The organism is Streptomyces sp. DSM 40868 (genome assembly GCF_011820545.1).
GTDB lineage: Bacteria > Actinomycetota > Actinomycetes > Streptomycetales > Streptomycetaceae > Streptomyces > Streptomyces eurythermus.
The window spans coordinates 5,019,041-5,042,500 of record NZ_CP050504.1 but is presented as its reverse complement, the minus strand read 5'-3'; the positions used below and the strand labels follow the sequence as shown (position 1 = coordinate 5,042,500).

Here is a 23,460-nt window from a genome sequence, read left to right as displayed (position 1 = left end):
GCTGATGCTGGAGACGGGGTATCAACATATCTGGCGTTGACTTTTGGCACGCTGTTGAGTTCTCAAGGAACGGTCGCTTCCTTTGTACTCACCCTCTCGGGCTTTCCTCCGGGCGCTTCCCTTCGGTCTTGCGTTTCCGACTCTATCAGATCTTTTTTCGATCCGATTTCCTCGGTGCTTTCCAGGTTCCCGCTCTCGCGTTTCCCTTTCCGGCGGTTCCGACTCTATCAGATCCTTTCGGCGTCTGATCCCCGGTCAGCGGGGTTTGTCTTCGCGGCTGTTGGGCCGTTCCGACGAGTGAGACTTTAGCGGATTCCTGGCTCCCGAGCTAATCGGGGGCCGGCGTCCTTTCGAACGCGGATTCCTCATTTCGCAAATACGCACGCCAAAGCAGTCGGCGCCGGAGCGTCGATGAGTGGGTGGTGCTTGCGGAATGGCTGTCCGGGGACCGACCGGAGTCGGCGCTCACGTCGGACAACTCGGAGAACACTACGGATCGGCGGGAGGCGTGTCAACCCGCTGCCGTGGAGCACCCCTGAGGCGTACTGTGGACGACGTGATGACGCGTACGTGCACCCAGCTCTGGTGGGCCGCCTGACGGCGGCCGTACTCACGTATGCACTCAACGGCCGCCGCTTCGGCGGCCGTTCTCGTCTCTCCCTCCGGGTCTGAGGGGGCCGGCCGCAGGGGCGGCGGTCCCGACCAGAAGGTGGAGTGGACATGACCCGGGTTTTCAGCGGGATCCAGCCGACCGGGCACCTGACCCTCGGCAACTACCTGGGGGCCATGCGGCGCTGGGCCGAGGTGGACCAGCACCGGGCCGATTCGCTGTTCTGCGTGGTGGACCTGCACGCGCTGACCGTGGACCACGACCCGGCGCGGTTGCGCAGGCTCAGCCGGCAGACGGCGACGCTGCTGCTGGCGGCCGGGCTCGATCCCGAGGTGTGCACCCTCTTCCTGCAGAGCCACGTGGACGAGCACACCCGGCTGTCGTACCTGCTGGAGTGCGTGGCGACCGACGGCGAGATGCGGCGGATGATCCAGTACAAGGAGAAGGCCGCGAAACAGCGGGAGCGCGGCGGGAGCCTGCGGCTGTCACTGCTGACGTACCCGGTGCTGATGGCGGCGGACATCCTGGCGTACGGCGCGGACGAGGTGCCGGTCGGCGAGGACCAGACGCAGCACGTGGAGCTGGCCCGGGATGTGGCGGTGCGGTTCAACCAGCGCTACGGGCACACGTTCGTGGTGCCGCGCACGACGCTGCCGCCGGTGGCCGCGCGGGTGATGAACCTCCAGGACCCGACGCGGAAGATGGGGAAGTCGGACGAGTCGGGGACCGGGGTCGTCTATCTGCTGGACGAGCCGGACGTGGTGCGCAAGAAGGTGCTGCGGGCCGTGACGGACAGCGGGCGGGAGGTCGTCCACGACCGGGCGGCGCGGCCGGGCCTCGCCAATCTGCTGGACATCCTCGCGGCGTGCACGGGCGGGAGCCCCGAGTCGCTGGCGGCCGGTTACGACTCGTACGGCTCCTTGAAGAAGGACACCGCGGAGGCCGTGGTGGAGGTGCTGCGGCCGGTGCGGGACCGGCACCGGGAGCTGTGCGCCGATCCGGCGTATGTGGAGGGGGTGCTGCGCGAGGGCGCGCGGAAGGCGCGGGAGCTGGCCCGGCCGACGGTCGATACGGCCTACCGGGCGATCGGGCTGCTGCCGCCCGTGGCGGAGCCCTCGCTGAGCGCCGCTCCGTAGACAGGTTCTCGCGGAACAGGTTCTCGCGGGCGGCGGTGGCCGCCGCCCGCGGGGGCCGGGGCCGTCAGTCCTTCTTGCCGGAGGCGAGTTCGCGGCTGCGGTCGCGGGCGGCTTCGAGGGCGGCGATGAGCGCGGCCCGTACGCCGTGGTTCTCCAGCTCGCGGATGGCGTTGATGGTGGTGCCGGCCGGGGAGGTGACGTTCTCCCGGAGCTTGACGGGGTGCTCGCCGCTGTCGCGGAGCATCACGGCGGCGCCGATCGCGGACTGGACGATCAGCTCGTGGGCCTTGTCGCGGGGCAGGCCGAGCAGGATGCCGGCGTCGGTCATGGCTTCGACCAGGTAGAAGAAGTAGGCCGGGCCGGAGCCGGACAGCGCGGTGCAGGCGTCCTGCTGGGACTCGGGGACGCGCAGGGTCTTGCCGACACCGCCGAAGATCTCCTCGGCGTGCGCGAGGTGCTGCTCGGTGGCGTGGCTGCCGGCGGAGATGACCGACATGGCCTCGTCCACGAGGGCGGGCGTGTTGGTCATGACCCGGACGACGGGGGTGCCCGGCGCCAGGCGCTCCTCGAAGAAGGAGGTGGGGATGCCGGCCGCTCCGCTGATGACGAGGCGGTCGGCGGGCAGGTGCGGGGCGAGTTCGTCCAGGAGGGTGCCCATGTCCTGCGGCTTGACCGTGAGGATCAGGGTGTCGGCGGTCTTGGCGGCCTCGCTGTTGGTGACCGGGTTGACGCCGTAACGGGCGCGGAGTTCTTCGGCGCGTTCGGGGCGGCGGGCGGTGACCAGGAGGTCGGCGGGGGCCCAGCCGGCCCGGATCATTCCGCTGAGCAGGGCTTCGCCGATCTTGCCGGTGCCGAGGACTGCGACTTTCTGGCTCATGCGGATCAGTCTGGCACCGGGGTGCGCGGTGCGGGCCGGTTGTCCGGTGGGCGGAACGGCGGCGGGTCAGGGAGTGCGGGCGACGACGAGGAGGACGTCGTAGGTCTCCTCGACCACGCCGTCCGGGAAGACCTCCAGGAGGTGGGCGCGCTCCTGTTCCAGGAAGGCCGCCGCCCGCTCCTCGGGGACGACGAGGAGGGCGGAGTGGGTGGCGACATTGGCGAGGTGGGTGTCGATCGGTACCCGGCGGCTCCAGCGGATCGTGCGGCGGGTGAAGTCCAGGCGTCCGCTGGGGTCGGCCTGTTCGACGCGTTCGCCGGCCTTGCGCTGCTCGGCGGCGACGTCGATGCCGAGGGAGCGGCCGGCCCGGCCGGCGGCCTCGGCGATCCAGTCGACGTCCTGGGCGTTGGTGTTCCACCACAGGGCCAGCGCGCCGCCCGGGCGCAGGACGCGGAGCGCCTCCGGCACCGAGCGCGCCGGGTCGGTCCAGTGCCAGGACTGGGCGTAGGTGATCAGGTCGGCGCCGGCGTCGGCGAGGGGCAGGGCGTTGCCGTCGCCCCGGACGAGCGGGATGTGCGGCAGGGCGCGGCGGAACTCGGCGGCCATGCCCGCTCCGGGTTCGACGGCGAGGACGTCGGCGCCGCGGGCGTGCAGCAGGGTGCTGGCGATCCCGGTGCCCGCGCCGACGTCCACGGCCTTGGCGCCGGACAGGGGGCGGCCGGCCAGTTCCTCGACGGCGTCGAGGAGGGCGGGCGGATAGGAGGGCCGGTTCGCGGCGTACCGGGCGGCGACGGCGTTGAAGGATCCGGCGCGGGCGGCGTGCGGGTCGGCGGGCGGCGGGGCGGCTGTCATGTGCTCAGGTCTACGGCATCCCGGTGAGGTGCGGGAACCCCGCGCGGCGGTTCAGCGGCGGCGCTTCTTGCGGGAGGGGTTGCCGGTGCGGCGGGTGGTGCGGCGGGCGTGGGCCTCGCGGGCCTTCTCGTACTCCTCGCGGTGCAGTTTCTCGCCCGGCGCCTCGACGAGGGAGCGGACGAAGTAGGCGAGGAGGGAGCCGACGAAGCCGATGGCGAGCATGCCGCGCAGGGAGGCCTGGCGCTGCGGGTCGTGCCGCTTGCCGAAGCCCTCCCAGGTGTTGCGGAAGGCGAAGGCGCTGCAGATCGCGAACATCACCACGATGAGGACGCTCACGAAGGGACCGGTGTCGGCGATCCGGATGCCTTCGTAGGCGAGGCGGAGCACCAGGCAGGAGACGGCCGCGGCGGCGAGGGAGCCGACGGCGACGCCGGCGCGGCGGGCCGCGTAGCCGTTGTCGTGGCCGACCCAGGAGGTGCCGAAGAACCGCAGGGGCTCGGGGCGGGGGCCGCCGTCCCGCTCCGTGTCGCCGATGGGGCCGGCCGCGCTGTCCTGGGTGCCGGTTTCGTCGCTCACGGCACGATTATCGCCCCGGCCGGGGACGGTCTCCCGGCCGGGGCCCGGCCTGGTGCGTGCGGTCAGCCGCAGCGGGGGGCGATGTAGCCGTCGCTGCCGGTGTGGACGTAGGCGTCCGAGACGTACTCGCCGTTGTCGATGAGGTCCCAGATGTTGGTCGTGCCGTAGGGGCCGGAGACCGTGGTGCCGGGGGTCTGGCAGTAGATCGGCAGGCGGACGCCCTCCGGGAGCACGCGGACCAGGTTGTACTGGGTGCCCGGGCCGCTGCGGACGTTCAGCCGGACGCCCGGGGCGACGGCGTAGGTGCGTACGGCCGCGGCCGCCTGCGTGGTCAGGCCGACCCGGCCCTCGTCCACGCCCCCGGCCTCTTGTGTGTCGACAGACATGAAAGTGGTCCTCCCCCGTCGCTTGCGAACTCGGTGCGAGCCGGCGCGGAACGTGTGCGCGACTCGGGGGCAGACGCTAGCAAGCCGCCTTAGTCCCGTACGAGTCATCGACTAGGCTCCGTGCGTCGCGCGCGCGGACGAACAGCACGGGGGTGGTCCATGGCGCCACAGCGCAATGCCGGGGCGAACGCGGAAGCGGAGCTTCCGGAATACGCCGGCCACTACCGGCTGGAGTCCTCTCTGGGCTCCGGCGGCATGGGGGTCGTCCATCTCGCCCGGAGCACCTCGGGGATGAAGCTCGCGGTGAAGGTCGTCCACGCGGAGTTCGCCCGGGATCCCGAGTTCAGGGGGCGTTTCCGGCAGGAGGTGGCCGCCGCCCGCCGGGTCAGCGGCGCCTTCACCGCGCCCGTCGTCGATGCCGATCCGGAGGCCGAGCGGCCCTGGATGGCCACCCTGTACATCCCCGGGCCGACCCTCTCGGAGCACGTGAAGCGGAACGGCCCCATGACTCCGGAGCAGTTGCGCCGGCTGATGGCGGGGCTGGCCGAGGCGCTGCGCGACATCCACCGGGTCGGGGTGGTGCACCGGGATCTGAAGCCCGGCAACGTGCTGCTCGCCGAGGACGGGCCGAAGGTCATCGACTTCGGGATCTCCCGGCCCAAGGACAGCGAGCTGCGCACCGAGACGGGAAAGCTGATCGGCACCCCGCCGTTCATGGCGCCGGAGCAGTTCCGGCGGCCCCGCGAGGTCGGGCCGGCCGCCGATGTCTTCGCGCTGGGCTCGGTGATCGTGCACGCGGCCACCGGGCGCGGCCCGTTCGACTCCGACAGTCCCTACATCGTCGCCTACCAGGTCGTGCACGACGAGCCCGATCTGACCGGGGTGCCGCTGGGGCTCGCGCCGCTGGTGCGGCGGTGTCTGGCCAAGGAGCCGGAGGACCGGCCCACGCCGGACGAGCTGATGCGGGAGCTGCGCTCGGTGGCGGCCTCGTACGACACCCAGGCGTTCATACCGGCGCAGCGGACGGGCGGGGACGCTCCCGCACCGGTGTCCGAGTCCCCGCGTCCCGGGCGGCGCCCGAAGTGGCGGCCCGGTCGCGGTCGGGTGTCGGAGCCGGTGGCCGCCGGTGCCGGGGGGCGCCCGAAGTGGCGGCTCGGTCGCGGGCGGTCGGCGGCGCTGGTGGCCGGGGTGGTCGGGCTGGCGCTGGCCGGAGGGCTCGCCGCGGTGTGGGCGACCGGGAGAAACGATCAGGCTCCCCCGGCCGCGCCGGCCCTGACGGCGGCCTCCGGCGGCTGGACGGCCCGGCCTGCGGTCGGCGGCGAGGGCATGCCGCAGTGTTCGTACGACACCGGGAAGCTGTTCTGCGCGCGGCCGGGGGTCGTGTACGCGCTCGGCGCGGCCGACGGCCGGCTGCTGTGGCGGCAGGCGGTGGACACCCGGGCCACGAGCGGTCCGCCGGTCGTCTCCGGCGGCCTGGTGCAGCCGTACACCGACGGCGGCTCCCGGCTCGCCGGGCTGGACCCGGCCACGGGCGAGGAGGTGTGGCGGCGCCGGCTGCCCGTGGGCACGACGGTGCGGTACGCCGGTGACACGGCCCTGCTCACCGCCGCCGACGGCACGGTCACCGGCGTGGACGGCGCGACCGGCCGTACCCGCTGGCACGGGGCCGTGCCCGGGCAGGGCGCGCCGTCCTTCGTCGCGTTCCCCGGCGGGCCCTCGGCCTATGCGACCCGTACGTCCGCCGACGGCGGGCACACCCGGGTGACCGCCGTGGATCCGGCGAGCGGCCGGGTGCGGTGGGACGTGCGGCTGCGCGGCTGGCTCAAGCCGGTCGGCGCGCGGGCGGCCGACGGGTCGGTGTTCTTCCTGGCGATGGACAGCGGCTACGGCGCCCGGGAGGTCGTCCGCTACACCCCCGCGACGGGTGCGACCCGGCGGGTGGCGCTGCCCGCCGTGCTCGACGGCGCGCACGCCACCGTGCGCGGGGACGTCGTCTACGTGCTGGCCACCGGCGGTTCCCTGGACGCCGTGGACGTGGCGGCGGGCAGGCGGCTGTGGCATCTGGAGACGTCGGTGAGCCGTGGTTCGCTGCCGGTCGCGCGGGACGGGCGGGTGTATCTGACCTCGGGCGACGGCCGGCTGCTCGCCGTGGACGCGGCGAAGGGGCGGCTGGTGGGGCAGACGCCCGCGCGGCTGGGCGCCGACTCGGCGCGGGTCATGAGCACACCGCCCGCTCCGGTGCCGGTCGGCGCCCGGGTCTGCGCGACCGCGCCGGACGGCACGGTGTTCACCGTGGACGGCCGCGCGCCGGGCGCCTGGTGACACCGGTGCCGTGGACGACGAAAGGGCCGCCCCCATCGGGAGGGCGGCCCTTGTCGGTCAGCGGTCAGCCGAGGCGGGACACGTCGCGCACCGCGCCCTTGTCGGCGCTCGTGGCCATCGCGGCGTAGGCACGCAGGGCGGCGGAGACCTTGCGGTCGCGGTTCTTCGGGGCGTAGACGCCGTTCAGGGCCTGCTCGCGGCGGGCCAGCTCGGCGTCGTCGACCAGCAGCTCGATCGTGCGGTTCGGGATGTCGATGCGGATCCGGTCGCCGTCCTGGACCAGGGCGATGGTGCCGCCGGAGGCCGCCTCGGGGGAGGCGTGGCCGATGGACAGGCCCGAGGTGCCGCCGGAGAAGCGGCCGTCGGTGATCAGGGCGCAGGTCTTGCCCAGGCCGCGGCCCTTCAGGTACGAGGTCGGGTACAGCATCTCCTGCATGCCGGGGCCGCCCTTGGGGCCCTCGTAGCGGATGACGACGACGTCGCCGTCCTTGACCTCCTGGGTGAGGATCCGCTGGACGGCCTCCTCCTGGGACTCGCAGACGACCGCCGGGCCCTCGAAGGTCCAGATCGACTCGTCCACGCCGGCCGTCTTCACCACGCAGCCGTCGACCGCGAGGTTGCCGCGCAGCACGGCCAGGCCGCCGTCCTTGGAGTAGGCGTGCTCCGCGGAGCGGATGCAGCCGTTCTCGGCGTCCTCGTCCAGGGCCTCCCAGCGCTCGGACTGGGAGAATGCCTCGGCGGAGCGGACGCAGCCGGGCGCCGCGTGCCACAGCTCGACCGCCTCGGGCGAGGGCGAGCCGCCGCGGATGTCCCAGGTCTTCAGCCAGTCGGCCAGGGACGGGCTGTGCACGGCGTGCACGTCCTCGTTGAGCAGGCCGGCCCGGTGCAGCTCGCCCAGCAGGGCCGGGATGCCGCCGGCGCGGTGCACGTCCTCCATGTAGTACGTGCGGTCCTTGGCGACGTTCGGGGCGACCTTCGCCAGGCAGGGCACGCGGCGGGAGACGGCGTCGATCTCGTTCAGGCCGAACGGGACGCCCGCTTCCTGGGCGGCGGCCAGCAGGTGCAGGATCGTGTTGGTGGAGCCGCCCATCGCGATGTCCAGGGCCATGGCGTTCTCGAAGGCCTGGAAGGTGGCGATGTTGCGGGGCAGGACGGTGTCGTCGTCCTGCTCGTAGTAGCGGCGGGTGAGGTCCATGACCGTGCGGGCCGCGTTCTCGTACAGGGCGCGGCGGGCGGTGTGGGTGGCGAGGACCGAGCCGTTGCCGGGCAGGGACAGGCCGATGGCCTCGGTCAGGCAGTTCATCGAGTTGGCGGTGAACATGCCGGAACAGCTGCCGCAGGTCGGGCAGGCGTTCTCCTCGATGCGGAGGATGTCCTCGTCGGAGACCTTGTCGTTGACGGCGTCGGAGATCGCGTCGACCAGGTCGAGCGTGCGGACCGTGCCGTCGACCAGGGTGGCGCGGCCGGACTCCATGGGGCCGCCGGAGACGAACACCGTCGGGATGTTCAGGCGCAGGGCCGCCATCAGCATGCCCGGGGTGATCTTGTCGCAGTTGGAGATGCAGACCAGGGCGTCGGCGCAGTGGGCCTCGACCATGTACTCGACCGAGTCCGCGATCAGGTCGCGGGACGGCAGGGAGTACAGCATGCCGCCGTGGCCCATGGCGATGCCGTCGTCGACCGCGATGGTGTTGAACTCGCGCGGGATGCCGCCGGCCTCCTTGATCGCCTCGCTGACGATCCGGCCGACCGGCTGGAGGTGGGTGTGGCCGGGCACGAACTCGGTGAAGGAGTTCGCGACGGCGATGATCGGCTTCCGGCCGATGTCCGCACCGGGTACACCGGAGGCGCGCATAAGGGCGCGGGCGCCCGCCATGTTGCGGCCGTGGGTGACTGTGCGGGACCTCAGCTCGGGCATCGTCGCTCGCTCCTTCAGACGGGTGTGCCTGTTGTCGAGCGTACGCCGCTCATCCAGCTGGCGGGACAAGGTGTCCGAATACCGGGACGTCTGTTCCATCGGAGGCCCGGGACGACTCCCGGCGGGCGGCTTTTCAGGGGGCCGTCAGATGGATCTGCACGACGGGTGCGACACGGACGATGATCTGCTCCAAGTCCGCCGACGCCAGCGGCTCCAGCCTGATCACGTACCGCAGCATGGCACAGCCCACCAGCTGGGCGGCGGCCAGTTCGGCGCGCAGCTCCGCGTCCGGCAGCTGGAGCCGGGCGGCGATGCGGCGCATCAGCTGGGCGGCGACCAGACGGCGCAGGACGGCGGCGGCCGTGTCGTTGTCGACGGCCGAGCGCACGATCGCCAGCAGCGGGGCCCGGGTGGCGGGGTCCTCCCAGATGCCGAGCACGAACCGGGTCAGCCGCTCGCCGACCCCGTCCGCCGGACCCTCGGCGATCGCGTCCGGCGCGGCCAGCGCGGGGGCGAAGGCGACCTCGATCGCCGCCTCGAAGACCTGCTCCTTGGTGCCGAAGTAGTGGTGCACCAGCGCGGAGTCCACCCCGGCGGCCTTGGCGATGCCGCGTACGGACGTCTTCTCGTACCCGCGCGCGGAGAACTCCTCGCGGGCGGCGGCGAGGATACGGTCCCGGGTGCCGGCGGACTCGGTGCGCGGGGGGCGGCCCCGGCGGCGGGCGGGAGGCCGGGGGGCGGCGCCGTCCGTGGCCGGGGGGCGGGGCGCGGTCATCGGCGGGGTACCCGTACGGCCGCGCTCAGGTGGGTGCGGGTGAAGGCCAGGGCCTCGGCGAGGTCGGCCTCGCGCTCGGCGCCGGACATCGCGCGCCGGGTGTTGACCTCGATCACCACATGACCGTCGAAGCCGGTGCGCACCAGGCGTTCCAGCAGCTCGGCGCAGGGCTGGGTGCCGCGGCCGGGCACCAGGTGCTCGTCCTTGGCCGAGCCGCGGCCGTCGGCGAGGTGGACGTGCCCGAGCCGGTCGCCCATGCGGTCGACCATGTCCAGGGCGTCGGTGCGGGCCGTCGCCGTGTGGCTGAGGTCGATCGTGAAGTGCCGGTAGTCGTTGTGGGTGACGTCCCAGTCGGGGGCGTAGGCGAGCATCTCGCGGTCGCGGTAGCGCCACGGGTACATGTTCTCGACGGCGAACCGCACGTCCGTCTCGTCCGCCATCCGCCAGATGCCCTCGACGAAGCCCCGGGCGTACTGGCGCTGCCAGCGGAACGGCGGGTGGACGACGACGGTGGAGGCACCGAGCTTCTCCGCCGCCGCCCGGGCCCGGCGGAGCTTCGTCCAGGGGTCGGTGGTCCACACCCGCTGGGTGATCAGCAGACAGGGGGCGTGGACGGCCAGGATGGGGACGCCGTGGTAGTCCGACAGGCGGCGCAGCGCCTCGATGTCCTGGCTCACCGGGTCGGTCCACACCATGACCTCGACACCGTCGTAACCGAGGCGCGCGGCGATCTCGAAGGCCGTCGCCGTGGACTCCGGGTAGACGGAGGCGGTCGAGAGCGCGATGCGCACGTCCGTTGGTTCAGCCACGCTCGTCACCTTACGGCGTGGGAAGGCCCGGGCGCTGTGTGCCTGTTCACCGTTGTGACGTTCGCCATTTGCGCGGCTGCGGGGGCGGGTGCGCTAGGCGGAGCCCATGTGGTCGAGGCGCCGCAGGATCACGCCCTCGCGCAGGGCCCACGGGCAGATCTCGAGTTTCTCCACGCCGAAGAGGTCCATCGCGCCCTCGGCCACCAGGGCGCCCGCGAGCAGCTGGCCGGCCCTGCCCTCGGACACCCCGGGGAGTCCGGCGCGCTGGGCGGCGGTCATGCCCGCGAGTTTCGGGACCCACGCCTCCAGGGACTGGCGTTTGAGTTCCCGCTGGACATAGAGGCCGTCGGTGCTGCGGGCGGCGCCGGCGATGCGCGCGAGCTGCTTGAAGGTCTTGGAGGTGGCCACCACGTGGTCGGGGGCGCCGAAGCGGACGAACTCGCCGACGGTGCGGGCGATCTCGGTGCGGACGTGGCGGCGCAGGGCGCGGACGTCCTCCGGGGCGGGCGGGTCGCCGGGCAGCCAGCCGGCGGTGAGGCGGCCGGCGCCGAGCGGCAGGGAGACCGCCGCGTCCGGCTCCTCGTCCATGCCGTAGGCGATCTCCAGGGAGCCGCCGCCGATGTCCAGGACCAGCAGCTTTCCGGCGGACCAGCCGAACCAGCGGCGTACGGCGAGGAAGGTGAGCCGGGCCTCCTCGGCGCCGCTGAGGACCTGGAGCCGTACGCCGGTCTTGTCGGCCACGCGCCCCAGGACGTCGTCGGCGTTTCCGGCCTCGCGGACGGCGGAGGTCGCGAACGGCAGCAGGTCCTCGACGCCCTTGTCCTCGGCGGCCTGGAGCGCGTCCTGTACGACGTCGATCAGCTTGTCTATGCCGTCCTCGCCTATGGCACCGCTGTCGTCGAGGAGCTGGGCGAGCCGGAGTTCGACCTTGTGGGAGTGCGCGGGCAGCGGGCGCGCGCCGGGGTGGGCGTCCACCACCAGCAGATGCACCGTGTTCGAACCCACATCCAGGACACCGAGTCTCATGTACGGAACGCTACTGCCACAGTGGCCGTCCTCGGTGTCCCCGGTGGTCCCCGGCCACTTACCCTGGACGGGTGCCAAAGACGAAAAAGGCCAATCTCGACAAGGCCGACAAGGCTGGCAAGGTCGACAAGACGGACAAGAAGCGCAAGTCCGTCATGGCTCCCGAGGAGGCGAGGGTGAGCGACGAGAAGGGTCTCGACTTCGCCCGCGCCTGGGTGGAGTTCCCGGACCCGGCGGACGAGGAACAGGTCTTCCGGTGCGATCTGACCTGGCTGACCTCCCGCTGGAACTGCATCTTCGGCAGCGGCTGTCAGGGCATCCAGGCGGGCCGTGCCGACGACGGGTGCTGCTCGCTGGGTGCGCACTTCTCCGACGAGGACGACGAGAAGCGGGTCGCCGAGCACGTGGCGCGGCTCACCCCGGAGATCTGGCAGCACCACGACGAGGGCACGCGCGGCGGCTGGATCTCCGAGGACGAGGAGGGCTCCCGGCAGACGCGGCCGTTCCAGGGCTCCTGCATCTTCCAGAACCGGCCCGGGTTCGCGGGCGGCGCGGGCTGCTCGCTGCACATCCTGGCCCTCAAGGAGGGCCGGGAGCCGCTGGAGACCAAGCCGGACGTGTGCTGGCAGCTGCCGATCCGGCGGACCTACGACTGGATCGACCGCCCGGACGACACGCGCGTGCTCCAGGTGTCCATCGGCGAGTACGACCGCCGGGGCTGGGGTCCCGGCGGCCACGACCTGCACTGGTGGTGCACCTCGGCGACCTCGGCCCACGGTGCGGGCGAACCGGTCTACGTCTCCTACCGCGCCGAACTGACGGAACTGATGGGCAAGGCCGGCTACGACCGCCTCGTGGAACTGTGCGAGCAGCGCCTGGCCTCCCAGCTGCCCCTGGTGGCACCGCACCCCGCGGATCCGGTGGGCTGACCCCGGGGTCGTCGCGCGGGCCGGGTGAGTCGTTGCCCCTCGCCCCCTCTAACTCCCCGCAGGGCTCGGCGTCTGCGTTTCGGGCGGGGTCGGGGCCGGGGTTTCCGGGGTGGACGGGGGCGGGCTCGACGGGGGCGGGGTCGGGTCCGGGGGCGGAGAGGAACTCGTCGGCGGGGTGGTGGCCGGCGTGGACGGGGCCGGAGAGGGCGGTGCGGACGACGGGCGCGGGGCCGGGCGCGACGGTGCCGTGCCGTAGCCGTCGATGGAGACCACCGCGCCCGCCGGGGCCACGGCCACGCGCGCGTGCCAGGGGCCGGACGGCTCGCGCAGGTGGTCGACGTACACCTTGATCGTCAGGGTCCGGCCGGGGGCGAGGGTCCCCGAGGACCGGCTGAAGTACAGCCACGGGGCCGACGTGGAGACCGACCAGCGGATGTCGGACGACCCCGAGGACGCCGTGAGGGTGATCAGCGTGGTGTCGCCGTCGTTCGCCGCGCCGACCGTCAGCCGGGCCGCGTCCCCGCGCCCCGTTCCACCGACGCTGACGACCTGCACGGAGACATCCGCCTTCCCGTCGCCGCGCAGGCGCGGGCCCGCCTTGGTACTGGCGTTCCCGGCGTTCTCGTAGGTCCCGGCCGGGCCGTCGCCGAGCGCGTCGGGGCCCGGTGCCTCGCGCGCGGTCGCGGACGGGCCGTCGCCCTCCCCGGCCGGCCCGCCCCGGTACGCGGCCCACAGTGCCAGGACCGGCGCGGCGACGACCGTGGCGACCACCGTCGTCGTGACGGCCCGCGCCCGCAGCCGCTCCCGGCGGGCCGCCCGGTCCTTGGGTCCCATCGGGAAGCCGCGCCGGTCGAAACGGGGTACGGCCGCGCCACGCGCGCGTGGCTGGTGCGCCAGGGTCATGTGGAGGGCCGTGCGCGGGGCCTGGAGGACGGGCAGTTCGGCGGGGGTGACCATGGCGCCGGGCCAGCGGCCGGGAACGGCGCGCTCGGCGGTACGACGGCAGCGCGGACAGTCGTCCACGTGCCGGACCAGCTCGCGGCGCAGGGCGGTGCCCAGGACCAGCCGGCCGTCGCCGGTGAGGTGGGCCACGCCGGGACAGCCGCCCGCCTCCACGACGGCGAGGGCCGCGCGGGTGCGCTCGACCTCGCAGGCGGCGGAGGCGAGCAGGTCGCGCGCGGCGGGCGGCTGCATGCCGAGGACGGCGGCGACCTCGTGGGCGGTGAGGTGGTGACGGACGGCGAGTTCCAGGGCCTCGCGCTGCTCCGGAGTGGTACCGGCCGCCTCCGGCCAGGCCAGCAGGGCGAGTTCACGGCGCCGCCGATCCTCGGCCTCCGGCGCGGGAGCCGCCGCCTCCGGGACGCCGCTCCCGGGCCCTTTCCCCACCCCCCTGCCGGCGCTTCTTCCGCCGCTCCTGCCGACACCGGCCCCGAAACCGGCCCCGGCCCCTCTCCCCGCGCCCCTCTCCGCTCCGGCCCGTCCCGCCGCGTGCGCTCCCTGGCGTTTCGGCTTCGGCTCGGCCAGTCTGCGCAGGCACGCCCAGCGGGACAGGGCGTACAGCCAGGCTCTGAGGTCGTCGGCGGAGTCGGGAAGGCGGTGGCCGCGCCGCTCGGCCACCGTGAGGGCGTCGGCGAGGGCGGCGGTGGCCGCGTCGTGGTCGCACAGCACCGACAGACAGTAGGTGAACAGGCCGTCCAGATACGGCTCGTAGCGAGCCGGCGTGCGCTGGGCGATGGCACGCGCGGCGGCGCGGTCGCGCGCCTCACGGACTTCCCGCGCCTCGCGGGCTTCACGGGCCTCATGTGCTGGTCGAGCCTCATGGGCCTCGCGCGCTTCTCCAGCCTCACGGGCCTCTCGTCGTGCGTCACACGCCTCGCTGTGCGCCTGGCGCGCCCCCGTCGTGCGGGTGGTGGTCTCCGGGCTGCTGCTCATCACCCGTGCGACCGTAGGCGTCAGTGGAGTGCCCGTTCCGGAACCTTGAGCAGTTTTAATCCATACGGGTGAAACGATCCCTCATAAGGGGACAGGAAGGCTTTGTTCCACCTTCGGACCCGGTAAGCAGCGGCCGGGAAGCGGTCGCTCCCGCCGCGTTGTCAGTGCCGCGGGCTACGGTTTGCGCATGGCTGCCCGTACCAAGACCACCAAGGACCGCCCGTCGTACCGCTGCACGGAGTGCGGCTGGCAGACGGCCAAGTGGCTCGGCCGCTGCCCCGAATGCCAGGCGTGGGGCACGGTCGAGGAGTACGGCGCGCCCGCGGTCCGCACGACGGCGCCGGGCCGGGTGAGCACCTCCGCGCTGCCCATCGGCCAGGTCGACGGCCGGCAGGCCACCGCCCGCACCACCGGCGTGCCCGAGCTGGACCGGGTGCTCGGCGGCGGTCTCGTGCCGGGCGCGGTGGTCCTGCTCGCGGGCGAGCCGGGCGTCGGCAAGTCCACCCTGCTGCTGGACGTGGCCGCCAAGTCGGCGAGCGCCGAGCACCGCACCCTCTATGTCACCGGCGAGGAGTCCGCGAGCCAGGTGCGGCTGCGCGCCGACCGCATCGGCGCCCTGGACGACCATCTGTACCTGGCCGCGGAGACCGACCTGGCCGCCGTCCTCGGCCATCTGGACGAGGTCAAGCCGTCCCTGCTGATCCTCGACTCGGTGCAGACGGTCGCCTCGCCCGAGATCGACGGCGCGCCCGGCGGCATGGCGCAGGTCCGGGAAGTGGCCGGCGCCCTGATCCGCGCCTCCAAGGAGCGCGGCATGTCCACGCTGCTGGTCGGCCACGTCACCAAGGACGGCGCGATCGCCGGCCCCCGCCTCCTGGAGCACCTGGTGGACGTCGTCCTGCACTTCGAGGGCGACCGGCACGCGCGCCTGCGCCTGGTGCGGGGCGTGAAGAACCGGTACGGGGCGACGGACGAGGTCGGCTGCTTCGAGCTGCACGACGAGGGCATCACGGGCCTCGCCGACCCCAGCGGCCTGTTCCTGACCCGCCGCGCCGAGCCGGTGCCGGGCACCTGCCTGACCGTCACCCTGGAGGGCCGCCGCCCGCTGGTGGCCGAGGTGCAGGCGCTGACCGTGGACTCGCAGATCCCCTCTCCCCGGCGTACGACGTCCGGCCTGGAGACCTCGCGGGTGTCGATGATGCTCGCCGTCCTGGAGCAGCGCGGCCGGATCAGCGCGCTCGGCAAGCGGGACATCTACTCCGCGACGGTCGGCGGGGTGAAGCTGTCGGAGCCCGCCGCCGACCTCGCCGTCGCCCTCGCCCTGGCCTCCGCCGCCAGCGACACCCCGCTGCCGAAGAACCTGGTGGCGATCGGCGAGGTGGGCCTGGCCGGCGAGGTCAGACGGGTCACGGGGGTGCAGCGCAGGCTCGCCGAGGCGCACCGGCTGGGCTTCACGCACGCCCTCGTACCGTCCGACCCGGGGAAGGTGCCGCCCGGCATGAAGGTGCTGGAGGTCGCCGACATAGGGGACGCGCTGCGGGTTCTGCCGCGCTCCCGTCGCCGAGAGGCCCCACGGGAGGCGGAGGAGCGCCGGTAGACTTTGCCCTGGTCTCGCCCGTCCGTACGAACCGAGTGCGGGTGCGGGGGCCGCGTCAGAACCTGCGACCGGAGGAGTGCAGTGGCAGCCAACGACCGGGCAGCGGCTCCCGGCAAGTCCGGTGGGAGTGCCGGTTCCGACGGTCTGATGCGCGCCTCGCTGAGCGCCGTGGCGCCGGGCACGCCCCTGCGCGACGGCCTGGAACGGGTTCTGCGCGGCAACACCGGCGGTCTCATCGTCCTCGGCTCGGACAAGACGGTCGAGGCGATGTGCACGGGCGGGTTCGTGCTGGACGTCGAGTTCACGGCCACCCGGCTGCGGGAGCTGTGCAAGCTGGACGGCGGCATCGTGCTGTCGTCGGACCTGTCGAAGATCCTGCGCGCGGGCGTCCAGCTGGTGCCGGACCCGACGATCCCCACGGAGGAGACGGGCACGCGGCACCGCACGGCGGACCGGGTGAGCAAGCAGGTCGGCTTCCCGGTGGTCTCGGTCTCCCAGTCGATGCGGCTGATCGCCCTGTACGTGGACGGTCAGCGGCGCGTCCTGGAGGACTCGGCGGCGATCCTGTCCCGCGCGAACCAGGCGCTGGCGACGCTGGAGCGGTACAAGCTGCGGCTGGACGAGGTCGCGGGCACGCTGTCGGCGCTGGAGATCGAGGACCTGGTGACGGTCCGGGACGTCTCGGCGGTCGCGCAGCGGCTGGAGATGGTCCGCCGGATCGCCACCGAGATCGCCGAGTACGTGGTCGAGCTGGGCACCGACGGCCGGCTTCTCGCGCTCCAGCTGGAGGAGCTGATCGCGGGGGTCGAGCCGGACCGCGAGCTGGTCGTCCGCGACTATGTGCCCGAGCCGACGGCGAAGCGGTCCCGCACGGTCGAGGAGGCGCTGGCCGAGCTGGACGCGCTGACCCACGCGGAACTGCTGGAACTGGGCACGGTGGCGCGTGCGCTGGGCTACACCGCGTCGCCCGAGTCGCTGGACTCGGCGGTCTCGCCGCGCGGCTTCCGGCTGCTGGCGAAGGTGCCGCGGCTGCCGGGCGCGATCATCGACCGGCTGGTGGAGCACTTCGGGGGCCTGCAGAAGCTGCTGGCCGCGAGCGTGGACGACCTGCAGACCGTGGACGGCGTGGGCGAGGCGCGGGCGCGCAGCGTACGGGAGGGGCTGTCGCGGCTGGCGGAGTCGTCGATCCTGGAGCGGTACGTCTAGAAATTCGGCCGGGCGCCTGACAGCTCGGGTCCTTGTGTCGTACGGCGTGTGCGGATTCGTCGTGGTTGCTCGCGCCCACGCGGCGGAGCCGCATATTGCTACGGCCCCGCGCCCCTTCGGGGCGCTCTTTTCAGTCCGCCGACAGGACGAACGACGCCTGTACCTCGGCCAGGCCCGGAGCCTTGGCCTCCAGCAGGTAGGTGCCGGGCTTGGCCGGGCCGCCGGACGGGGTGCCGCAGTGGGCGGCGCTCGGCTTGCGGTCCCACTTGACGGTGTAGGTGACGCTCTGGCCGGCCGGCACCCGGAAGGCCAGGCTGCCCGGGCCCTTGGGGCAGTCGTCCGAGGACCAGAAGGCGTCGTCGCCGTCCGCCGGGGTGATCGTCAACACCGTGTGGCTCGGACCGAGATCGACCTTGCAGTCCGCCGACGAGCCGTTCTTCGCGGTGAGTTCGAAGGTCGGGGTCTGGTCCGGCGAGTAGGAGTTGCGCACGCTGCGCAGGCCCAACTCCACTGCTGAGGACGGGCAGTCGGGCAGTGCGGAGGAGCCGGGGAGCGCGTCGCCCGCGGCGACGGCGGCACCGGAACCCGGACCCGTGCCGGAGGAACCGGCCGAGCCGGAGGAGCCACCGGCACCGGACGAGCCGCCGGAGCCGCCGGCCGACCCCGTCGCGCCGCCGCCGGAGCTCCCGGAGTCCGCGCCGCCGCCGGTGTCGTCGCCGCCCGACTCGTCGCGTCCGCCCGGGTGTTGGCTGATCGCGGGGCCGGACTGGCTCGGTCCCGGGGTGATGACGTGCGTGGGGTTCTTGCCGTCGGACCCGGAGGTGTTCTTCTTGCCGCCCCCGCCGCCGGTGGTGACGATCAACGTGATCACGAGCGCCAACAGAGCGACCACGGACAGCAGTACGACCCTCCGACGCCAGTAGATGGAGGAGGGAAGCGGCCCGACCGGATTGCGCAGAGATCCCACGCGCAAACTGTACGAGAGATCACCGCGCTTGCTCGCTTCACCCGCCGTGCCGCAGCTAACTTTTCCGGATCATCATTCCGGTAACTGCGTTGGGCGGCACGGTTCTTCATATTTCGCCACGCTCGGTGACCGCGCCCTCACGCACGACGCCCGGCCACCCGTGGCAGGATCGAAGGGCCATGACTGAGAAGCTCCACGCCCCCGTGATCGCCTGGTTCGACGCCCATGCCCGTGACCTCCCCTGGCGCCGCCCGGAGGCGGGCCCGTGGGGCGTGATGGTCAGCGAGTTCATGCTCCAGCAGACCCCGGTGAACCGGGTCCTGCCCGTCTACGAGGAATGGCTGGCCCGCTGGCCGCGCCCCGCCGACCTGGCGAAGGAGGCGCCGGGCGAGGCGGTGCGCGCCTGGGGCCGGCTCGGCTACCCGCGCCGGGCCCTGCGGCTGCACGGCGCCGCGGTCGCCATAACGGAGCGGCACGGCGGGGACGTGCCGACGGACCACGCGCAGCTGCTGGCGCTGCCCGGGATCGGCGAGTACACGGCGGCGGCCGTCGCCTCGTTCGCGTACGGGCAGCGGCACCCGGTGCTGGACACCAATGTGCGGCGGGTGATCGCGCGGGCGGTGACCGGGGTGCAGTACCCGCCGAACGCGACCACGGCCGCCGAGCGCCGCCTGGCGCGGGAGCTGCTGCCCGAGGACGAGCGGACCGCCGCGCGCTGGGCCGCCGCCTCCATGGAGCTGGGCGCGCTGGTGTGCACGGCGAAGAACGAGGGGTGCGGGCGGTGCCCGATCGCCGGGCAGTGCGCCTGGCGGCTGGCGGGCAAGCCGGAGCACTCCGGGCCGCCGCGGCGCGGGCAGACGTACGCCGGCACGGACCGGCAGGTGCGCGGCAAGCTGCTGGCCGTGCTGCGGGAGGCGCACGCGCCGGTGCCGCAGGCGGTGCTGGACCGGGTGTGGCACGAGCCGGTGCAGCGGGCCCGCGCGCTGGACGGGCTGGTCGCGGACGGTCTGGTGGAGCCGCTGCCCGGCGGTCTGTACCGGCTGCCGCTGGGCTGACGCACAGCCAGGTCACAGTCCCACGGTGTCCGTTACGAAGGATCAGAGGCGGCAAAGCCTCCCATAACGGGACGTAACTCCCGCGCGCTCTACCCCGTCGCGGCTTCCGTTACACAACCGACGGATAGCCGATTGCCGGCCGCAGGCTGGTCCGCACAGCCCCGTGACAACCGCTCCGTAGCTTCTTCTCCGTGCCCGGCGGACCACCGGGCGCGGGAACAGCGGGACTTCCGGCACGAGCCGGAGACGCGACGGGGAACGGAGGCGGTTGATCATGGCGCAGGGCGAGGTGCTCGAATTCGAGGAGTACGTCCGCACCCGGCAGGACGCGCTGCTGCGCAGCGCCCGCCGGCTGGTTCCGGACCCGGTCGACGCCCAGGACCTGCTGCAGACCGCGCTGGTGCGGACGTACGGCCGCTGGGAGGGCATAGCCGACAAGCGGCTCGCCGACGCCTATCTGCGCCGGGTCATGATCAACACCCGGACCGAGTGGTGGCGGGCGCGCAAGCTTGAGGAGGTGCCGACCGAGCAGCTGCCGGACGCCTCCGTGGACGACTCCACCGAGCAGCACGCCGACCGGGCCCTGCTGATGGACGTCTTGAAGGTGCTCGCACCGAAGCAGCGCAGTGTCGTGGTGCTGCGACACTGGGAGCAGATGTCCACAGAGGAGACGGCCGCGGCCCTCGGCATGTCGGCCGGTACGGTCAAGAGCACGCTGCACCGGGCGCTCGCCCGGCTCCGGGAGGAGCTGGAGGCCCGCGATCTGGACGCACGCGCGCTGGAGCGTGAGGAGCGGGAGCGTTGCGCGGCCTGACCGGGGCCGGACCCGAAGGGGTCCGAAGGAGTTCACAGGCGGTGATCGCGGTGGGGACCGCGCTCGCCGCCCTCGCCCTTTTCCTCGCCGCCTGTGGCAGCGGGGGCACCGGCGCCCGGGACGAGGGCCCGGCGCACGCCTCGGCCGCGGCGGTGGCCGGCGCCTCCCCCTCCGCGAGCGCCTTCGGCAAGTTCCGGCGGGTGGACGCCGTGGCGCTGCTCAAACGCGACCCCCAGGTGTCACCGGCGGTCAAGCGGGAGCTGAAGCCGTGCGACGGCGACGACTACCAGGTGGACGTCTCGTACGGCGATCTCACCGACGCCCCGGTGGACGACGTCGTCATCAACGTGATGACCTGCGCGGACTGGGTCGGCATCGGCTCGTACGTGTACCGGGACGACAACGGGGTGTTCAAGAACGTCTTCAAGAGCGAGGAGTCCCCGGTCTACGCGGAGATCGACCGCGGCACCCTGTCGGTGACCAGGCAGTATTACGAGCAGGACGATCCGATCTCCAGCCCGTCCGGGGACGTCGTGACCCCCTACACCTGGAAGGCCGGCCGGTTCGTCCCGGGCAAGCCCACCCGCAACGAGTACGGCAAGTCCGCCGACGGGTCCCCGCGGCCCGTGCCGGCCACCTGATCCCCCACACGCACACCACGAGGACTGAGAGCACCGGGATGGCAGACCAGACCCACGTCCTGTTCGTCGAGGACGACGACGTCATCCGCGAGGCCACCCAGCTCGCCCTGGAGCGGGACGGCTTCGCGGTCACCGCGATGCCCGACGGCCTGTCGGGCCTGGAGGCGTTCCGGGCGAACCGTCCCGACATCGCCCTGCTGGACGTCATGGTGCCGGGCCTGGACGGGGTCAGCCTGTGCCGGCGGATCCGGGACGAGTCCACCGTGCCGGTGATCATGCTGTCGGCGCGCGCCGACTCCATCGACGTCGTCCTCGGCCTGGAGGCGGGCGCCGACGACTACGTGACCAAGCCGTTCGACGGTGCCGTGCTGGTCGCCCGGATCCGCGCCGTGCTGCGCCGCTTCGGGCACGCCGGCGGGGAGCGGGCGCAGGAGTCCGGGGACGCGGTCACCGGCACGCTGACCTTCGGGGACCTGGAGATCGACACCGACGGCATGGAGGTACGGCGGGCCGGGCGGCCGGTGGCGCTCACCCCGACCGAGATGCGGCTGCTGCTGGAGTTCTCCTCCGCGCCGGGCACCGTGCTCTCCCGCGACAAGCTGCTGGAACGCGTGTGGGACTACGGCTGGGGCGGGGACACCCGGGTCGTGGACGTGCATGTCCAGCGGCTGCGGCAGAAGATCGGCCAGGACCGGATCGAGACGGTCCGTGGCTTCGGCTACAAGCTGAAGGCCTGAGCGGGGCGGTATGCGGGGGATCCTGCGGAACCCGGTCCGGCGCATGGAGCGCGCGGGACTGCGCACGGGGCTCAGATGGAAGCTGAGCGCGGCGATCGCGCTGGTGGCCGGTCTGGTGGCGGTCGTGCTCAGCCTGGTCGTGCACAACGCGGCCCGGGTCTCGATGCTGGACAACGCGCGCGAGCTGGCCAACGACCGCTTGGTGCTGGCCCAGCGCAACTACGAGCTGAACCGGGGACCGGTCTTCCCCTACGTCAAGGTGGACGACCCCGAGCTGCCGGACGCGCTGCGCGAGAGCGTCGGGCGCAGCCGGCGGGCCAGCGATGTCTCCCGGCACGGCGAGGACCCGGACATCTGGGCGGCCGTGCCGGTCAAGGGCGGGCATGTGCTGTCCGTGCACATGCACCTGCCCGACCGCAGCGTCGACATGCTCAGGGATCTGGACCAGGCCCTGGTCATCGGCTCGGTCGCGGTGGTGCTCGGCGGCAGCGCGCTCGGCGTGCTGATCGGCGGCCAGCTGTCGCGCCGGCTGCGGAAGGCCGCGGCGGCGGCGAACCGGGTCGCCAAGGGCGAGACCGACGTACGGGTGCGGGAGGCCATCGGCGGGGTCGTACGCGACGAGACCGACGATCTGGCGCGCGCGGTGGACGCCATGGCGGACGCGCTGCGGCAGCGGCTGGAGGCCGAGCGGCGGGTCACGGCCGACATCGCGCACGAGCTGCGCACCCCGGTGACCGGACTGCTGACGGCGGCCGAGCTGCTGCCGCCCGGCCGGCCCACGGAGCTGGTCCTGGACCGGGCCAAGGCGATGCGCACGCTGGTCGAGGACGTGCTGGAGGTGGCCCGGCTGGACAGCGCCTCGGAGCGGGCGGAACTCCAGGACATCATGCTGGGCGAGTTCGTGGCGCGCCGGGTGGCGGCCAAGGACCCGGACGTGGCCGTACGGGTGGTGCACGAGTCGGAGGTCACCACCGATCCGCGGCGCCTGGAGCGGGTGCTGTTCAATCTGCTCGCCAACGCGGCCCGGCACGGCCGGCCGCCGGTCGAGGTCAGCGTGGAGGGCCGGGTCATCCGGGTCCGCGATCACGGCCCCGGCTTCCCCGAGGAGCTGCTGGCCGAGGGGCCGAGCCGGTTCCGCACCGGCAGCAAGGACCGCGCCGGTCAGGGCCACGGGCTGGGCCTGACCATCGCGGCCGGCCAGGCCCGGGTGCTCGGCGCCCGGCTGACCTTCCGCAACGTACGCCCCGCCGGCACGCCCGCCGGCACGCCCGCGGAGGGCGCGGTGGCCGTCCTGTGGCTGCCGGAGCACGCCCCGACCAACACGGGCAGCTATCCGGTGCTTCCGGTGTCCGGGGCGGGTTAGAGACTGGGGGACCCGGAATACCGCTGGGAGCAGGCCAGTTGATCACGGTCGACCCTGTCCGCCCACGGACCGTACGGAGCGCCGATGAGCAGCCGCACCCCCTCCACCGACCCCGGACCGGGCACCCCGGCGCTGCGGGGACGCACCGTGGTCCTGATCGGCGGGGGATCGGGCATCGGGCTGCGGGTGGCGCACCAGGCCGTGGCGGCGGGTGCGGAGGTGGTGCTCGGCGGGCGGACACCGGCCCGGCTGGCCGCCGCCGCGCGGGAACTGGGACCGGCGGCCTCCTGGCGGACCGTGGACACCACCGACCGGGCGTCGCTGGCCGCTTTCTTCGCACCGCTGGAGCGGGTGGACCACCTGTTCACCTCCGCCGCCTCCTACCGGGTGGGCCCGATGCTCGGCCTCAGCGACGAGGACGCCGAGAGCCCGTTCGTCTCCAAGTTCTGGGGGCAGTACCACGCCGTCCGGCAGGCCGCGCCGAAGCTGGCCGCCGACGGCTCGGTGGTCCTGATGTCCGGCGCGGCCGGTGCCCGCCCGCCGGCGCCCGCGCCCGCCTACGCGGCCTGCAACGCCGCGATCGAGGGGCTGGGGCGCGGTCTGGCGGTCGAGCTGGCGCCGGTCCGGGTCAACGTCGTCTCGCCCGGCACCGTCGACGGCAACCTGTGGGCGGGCCGTCCCGCCGCGGACCGGGAGGCCGCGTTCGCGCAGTACCGCAGGGACACGCTGCTGCACCGGCTCGCCACGGAGGACGAGATCGCGCAGGCCGTGGTGTTCCTGTTCACCAACGGCTTCACCACCGGCTCGACGCTGTACCCCGACGGCGGCTACACACTGCGCTGACCGGCACCCCGGGGGCCTCGGTCGGCAGCGCCGGCTCGTCACCGTAGGCGGGGCCGGGCGCCGGGCGCTGGAAGGCCCCTTGGAGACGG

21 protein-coding genes are annotated in these 23,460 nt (G+C 73.3%); 11 read left to right on the top strand and 10 right to left on the bottom strand.

The features are described 5' to 3' along the window. Nucleotides 1–720 precede the first annotated feature (720 nt). Nucleotides 721–1,746, top strand: coding sequence for a tryptophan--tRNA ligase (trpS, locus tag HB370_RS22985; RefSeq protein ID WP_030781565.1), 1,026 nt, complete (start codon nucleotides 721–723; stop codon nucleotides 1,744–1,746). A gap of 64 nt (nucleotides 1,747–1,810) precedes the next feature. Here trpS and proC read toward each other — a convergent pair whose 3' ends face one another. The 4 genes from proC to HB370_RS22965 all read right to left on the bottom strand — a co-directional run bounded on the left by proC (nucleotide 1,811) and on the right by HB370_RS22965 (nucleotide 4,437). Further along, complete coding sequence (gene proC, locus HB370_RS22980; protein ID WP_030781567.1) at nucleotides 1,811–2,623, bottom strand: pyrroline-5-carboxylate reductase; 813 nt, start codon at nucleotides 2,621–2,623, stop codon at nucleotides 1,811–1,813. A gap of 66 nt (nucleotides 2,624–2,689) precedes the next feature. Then, a complete protein-coding gene (locus HB370_RS22975) occupies nucleotides 2,690–3,475 on the bottom strand; it encodes a class I SAM-dependent methyltransferase (protein ID WP_030781569.1) in 786 nt (261 codons plus the stop codon). A 51-nt stretch (nucleotides 3,476–3,526) separates the two neighbouring features. After that, nucleotides 3,527–4,051, bottom strand: a complete 525-nt coding sequence (locus tag HB370_RS22970; protein WP_030781572.1) for a hypothetical protein — start codon at nucleotides 4,049–4,051, stop codon at nucleotides 3,527–3,529. Nucleotides 4,052–4,113: 62 nt separating this feature from the next. Beyond that, nucleotides 4,114–4,437, bottom strand: coding sequence for an SH3 domain-containing protein (locus tag HB370_RS22965; RefSeq protein WP_030781575.1), 324 nt, complete (start codon nucleotides 4,435–4,437; stop codon nucleotides 4,114–4,116). A gap of 159 nt (nucleotides 4,438–4,596) precedes the next feature. Between HB370_RS22965 and HB370_RS22960 the strand changes: the two genes are divergently transcribed. Then, a complete protein-coding gene (locus HB370_RS22960) occupies nucleotides 4,597–6,759 on the top strand; it encodes a serine/threonine-protein kinase (RefSeq protein ID WP_030781578.1) in 2,163 nt (720 codons plus the stop codon). 64 nt (nucleotides 6,760–6,823) lie between these two features. Here HB370_RS22960 and ilvD read toward each other — a convergent pair whose 3' ends face one another. From ilvD to HB370_RS22940, 4 genes are all read right to left on the bottom strand, one after another. Then, the gene (gene ilvD / locus HB370_RS22955) at nucleotides 6,824–8,677 is read right to left on the bottom strand and encodes a dihydroxy-acid dehydratase (protein WP_030781580.1); all 1,854 of its coding nucleotides are present in this window, start codon (nucleotides 8,675–8,677) and stop codon (nucleotides 6,824–6,826) included. Nucleotides 8,678–8,810: 133 nt separating this feature from the next. Next, nucleotides 8,811–9,452, bottom strand: coding sequence for a TetR family transcriptional regulator (locus HB370_RS22950; RefSeq protein ID WP_030781583.1), 642 nt, complete (start codon nucleotides 9,450–9,452; stop codon nucleotides 8,811–8,813). Beyond that, nucleotides 9,449–10,261 carry a sugar phosphate isomerase/epimerase gene (locus tag HB370_RS22945; protein ID WP_030781586.1) on the bottom strand — a complete coding sequence of 271 codons (813 nt, stop codon included), beginning with the start codon at nucleotides 10,259–10,261 and terminating at the stop codon, nucleotides 9,449–9,451. Before HB370_RS22945 ends, HB370_RS22950 begins: the two co-directional genes overlap by 4 nt. Nucleotides 10,262–10,354: 93 nt before the next feature. After that, a complete protein-coding gene (locus HB370_RS22940; RefSeq protein ID WP_030781589.1) occupies nucleotides 10,355–11,287 on the bottom strand; it encodes a Ppx/GppA phosphatase family protein in 933 nt (310 codons plus the stop codon). 71 nt (nucleotides 11,288–11,358) lie between these two features. Between HB370_RS22940 and HB370_RS22935 the strand changes: the two genes are divergently transcribed. Further along, nucleotides 11,359–12,216: a hypothetical protein gene (locus HB370_RS22935; protein ID WP_030781592.1), complete on the top strand. Its 858-nt coding sequence runs from the start codon at nucleotides 11,359–11,361 to the stop codon at nucleotides 12,214–12,216. 48 nt (nucleotides 12,217–12,264) lie between these two features. Here the strand turns inward: HB370_RS22935 and HB370_RS22930 are convergent, their stop codons facing one another. Then, nucleotides 12,265–14,148, bottom strand: a complete 1,884-nt coding sequence (locus HB370_RS22930; protein WP_037701486.1) for a hypothetical protein — start codon at nucleotides 14,146–14,148, stop codon at nucleotides 12,265–12,267. 187 nt (nucleotides 14,149–14,335) lie between these two features. Between HB370_RS22930 and radA the strand changes: the two genes are divergently transcribed. Beyond that, entirely contained in the window at nucleotides 14,336–15,745 is a 1,410-nt protein-coding gene (gene radA / locus HB370_RS22925; RefSeq protein WP_030781596.1) for a DNA repair protein RadA, read from the top strand. Between the two features lie 81 nt (nucleotides 15,746–15,826). Further along, nucleotides 15,827–16,951 (top strand): DNA integrity scanning diadenylate cyclase DisA, encoded by a 1,125-nt coding sequence (disA, locus tag HB370_RS22920; protein WP_030781598.1) that lies wholly within the window; start codon nucleotides 15,827–15,829, stop codon nucleotides 16,949–16,951. A 130-nt stretch (nucleotides 16,952–17,081) separates the two neighbouring features. Here the strand turns inward: disA and HB370_RS22915 are convergent, their stop codons facing one another. After that, a complete protein-coding gene (locus HB370_RS22915) occupies nucleotides 17,082–17,918 on the bottom strand; it encodes a hypothetical protein (RefSeq protein ID WP_208974431.1) in 837 nt (278 codons plus the stop codon). A gap of 179 nt (nucleotides 17,919–18,097) precedes the next feature. Between HB370_RS22915 and HB370_RS22910 the strand changes: the two genes are divergently transcribed. The 6 genes from HB370_RS22910 (at nucleotide 18,098) to HB370_RS22885 (ending at nucleotide 23,371) form a co-directional block, all read left to right on the top strand. Then, nucleotides 18,098–18,973, top strand: a complete 876-nt coding sequence (locus HB370_RS22910) for an A/G-specific adenine glycosylase (protein ID WP_030781604.1) — start codon at nucleotides 18,098–18,100, stop codon at nucleotides 18,971–18,973. Between the two features lie 274 nt (nucleotides 18,974–19,247). Further along, nucleotides 19,248–19,787, top strand: a complete 540-nt coding sequence (locus tag HB370_RS22905; RefSeq protein ID WP_030781607.1) for a SigE family RNA polymerase sigma factor — start codon at nucleotides 19,248–19,250, stop codon at nucleotides 19,785–19,787. A gap of 41 nt (nucleotides 19,788–19,828) precedes the next feature. Next, nucleotides 19,829–20,428 (top strand): hypothetical protein, encoded by a 600-nt coding sequence (locus HB370_RS22900; RefSeq protein ID WP_037701471.1) that lies wholly within the window; start codon nucleotides 19,829–19,831, stop codon nucleotides 20,426–20,428. 38 nt (nucleotides 20,429–20,466) lie between these two features. Further along, a complete protein-coding gene (cseB, locus tag HB370_RS22895) occupies nucleotides 20,467–21,165 on the top strand; it encodes a two-component system response regulator CseB (protein ID WP_030781612.1) in 699 nt (232 codons plus the stop codon). Between the two features lie 10 nt (nucleotides 21,166–21,175). Beyond that, nucleotides 21,176–22,528: a two-component system sensor histidine kinase CseC gene (cseC, locus tag HB370_RS22890; RefSeq protein ID WP_030781615.1), complete on the top strand. Its 1,353-nt coding sequence runs from the start codon at nucleotides 21,176–21,178 to the stop codon at nucleotides 22,526–22,528. 84 nt (nucleotides 22,529–22,612) lie between these two features. Continuing rightward, nucleotides 22,613–23,371: an SDR family oxidoreductase gene (locus tag HB370_RS22885; protein WP_051815611.1), complete on the top strand. Its 759-nt coding sequence runs from the start codon at nucleotides 22,613–22,615 to the stop codon at nucleotides 23,369–23,371. Nucleotides 23,372–23,460: the final 89 nt, after the last annotated feature.

What these genes read in the sequence shown, in the direction of transcription:
- HB370_RS22905 (WP_030781607.1), top strand. Translation starts at nt 19,248, where the DNA reads ATGGCGCAGGGCGAGGTGCTCGAATTCGAGGAGTACGTCCGCACCCGG.
- HB370_RS22930 (WP_037701486.1), bottom strand. Translation starts at nt 14,148, where the DNA reads ATGAGCAGCAGCCCGGAGACCACCACCCGCACGACGGGGGCGCGCCAG.
- HB370_RS22940 (WP_030781589.1), bottom strand. Translation starts at nt 11,287, where the DNA reads ATGAGACTCGGTGTCCTGGATGTGGGTTCGAACACGGTGCATCTGCTG.
- HB370_RS22960 (WP_030781578.1), top strand. Translation starts at nt 4,597, where the DNA reads ATGGCGCCACAGCGCAATGCCGGGGCGAACGCGGAAGCGGAGCTTCCG.
- HB370_RS22975 (WP_030781569.1), bottom strand. Translation starts at nt 3,475, where the DNA reads ATGACAGCCGCCCCGCCGCCCGCCGACCCGCACGCCGCCCGCGCCGGA.
- proC (WP_030781567.1), bottom strand. Translation starts at nt 2,623, where the DNA reads ATGAGCCAGAAAGTCGCAGTCCTCGGCACCGGCAAGATCGGCGAAGCC.
- ilvD (WP_030781580.1), bottom strand. Translation starts at nt 8,677, where the DNA reads ATGCCCGAGCTGAGGTCCCGCACAGTCACCCACGGCCGCAACATGGCG.
- trpS (WP_030781565.1), top strand. Translation starts at nt 721, where the DNA reads ATGACCCGGGTTTTCAGCGGGATCCAGCCGACCGGGCACCTGACCCTC.
- cseB (WP_030781612.1), top strand. Translation starts at nt 20,467, where the DNA reads ATGGCAGACCAGACCCACGTCCTGTTCGTCGAGGACGACGACGTCATC.
- cseC (WP_030781615.1), top strand. Translation starts at nt 21,176, where the DNA reads ATGCGGGGGATCCTGCGGAACCCGGTCCGGCGCATGGAGCGCGCGGGA.
- HB370_RS22950 (WP_030781583.1), bottom strand. Translation starts at nt 9,452, where the DNA reads ATGACCGCGCCCCGCCCCCCGGCCACGGACGGCGCCGCCCCCCGGCCT.
- HB370_RS22885 (WP_051815611.1), top strand. Translation starts at nt 22,613, where the DNA reads ATGAGCAGCCGCACCCCCTCCACCGACCCCGGACCGGGCACCCCGGCG.
- HB370_RS22910 (WP_030781604.1), top strand. Translation starts at nt 18,098, where the DNA reads ATGACTGAGAAGCTCCACGCCCCCGTGATCGCCTGGTTCGACGCCCAT.
- HB370_RS22965 (WP_030781575.1), bottom strand. Translation starts at nt 4,437, where the DNA reads ATGTCTGTCGACACACAAGAGGCCGGGGGCGTGGACGAGGGCCGGGTC.
- radA (WP_030781596.1), top strand. Translation starts at nt 14,336, where the DNA reads ATGGCTGCCCGTACCAAGACCACCAAGGACCGCCCGTCGTACCGCTGC.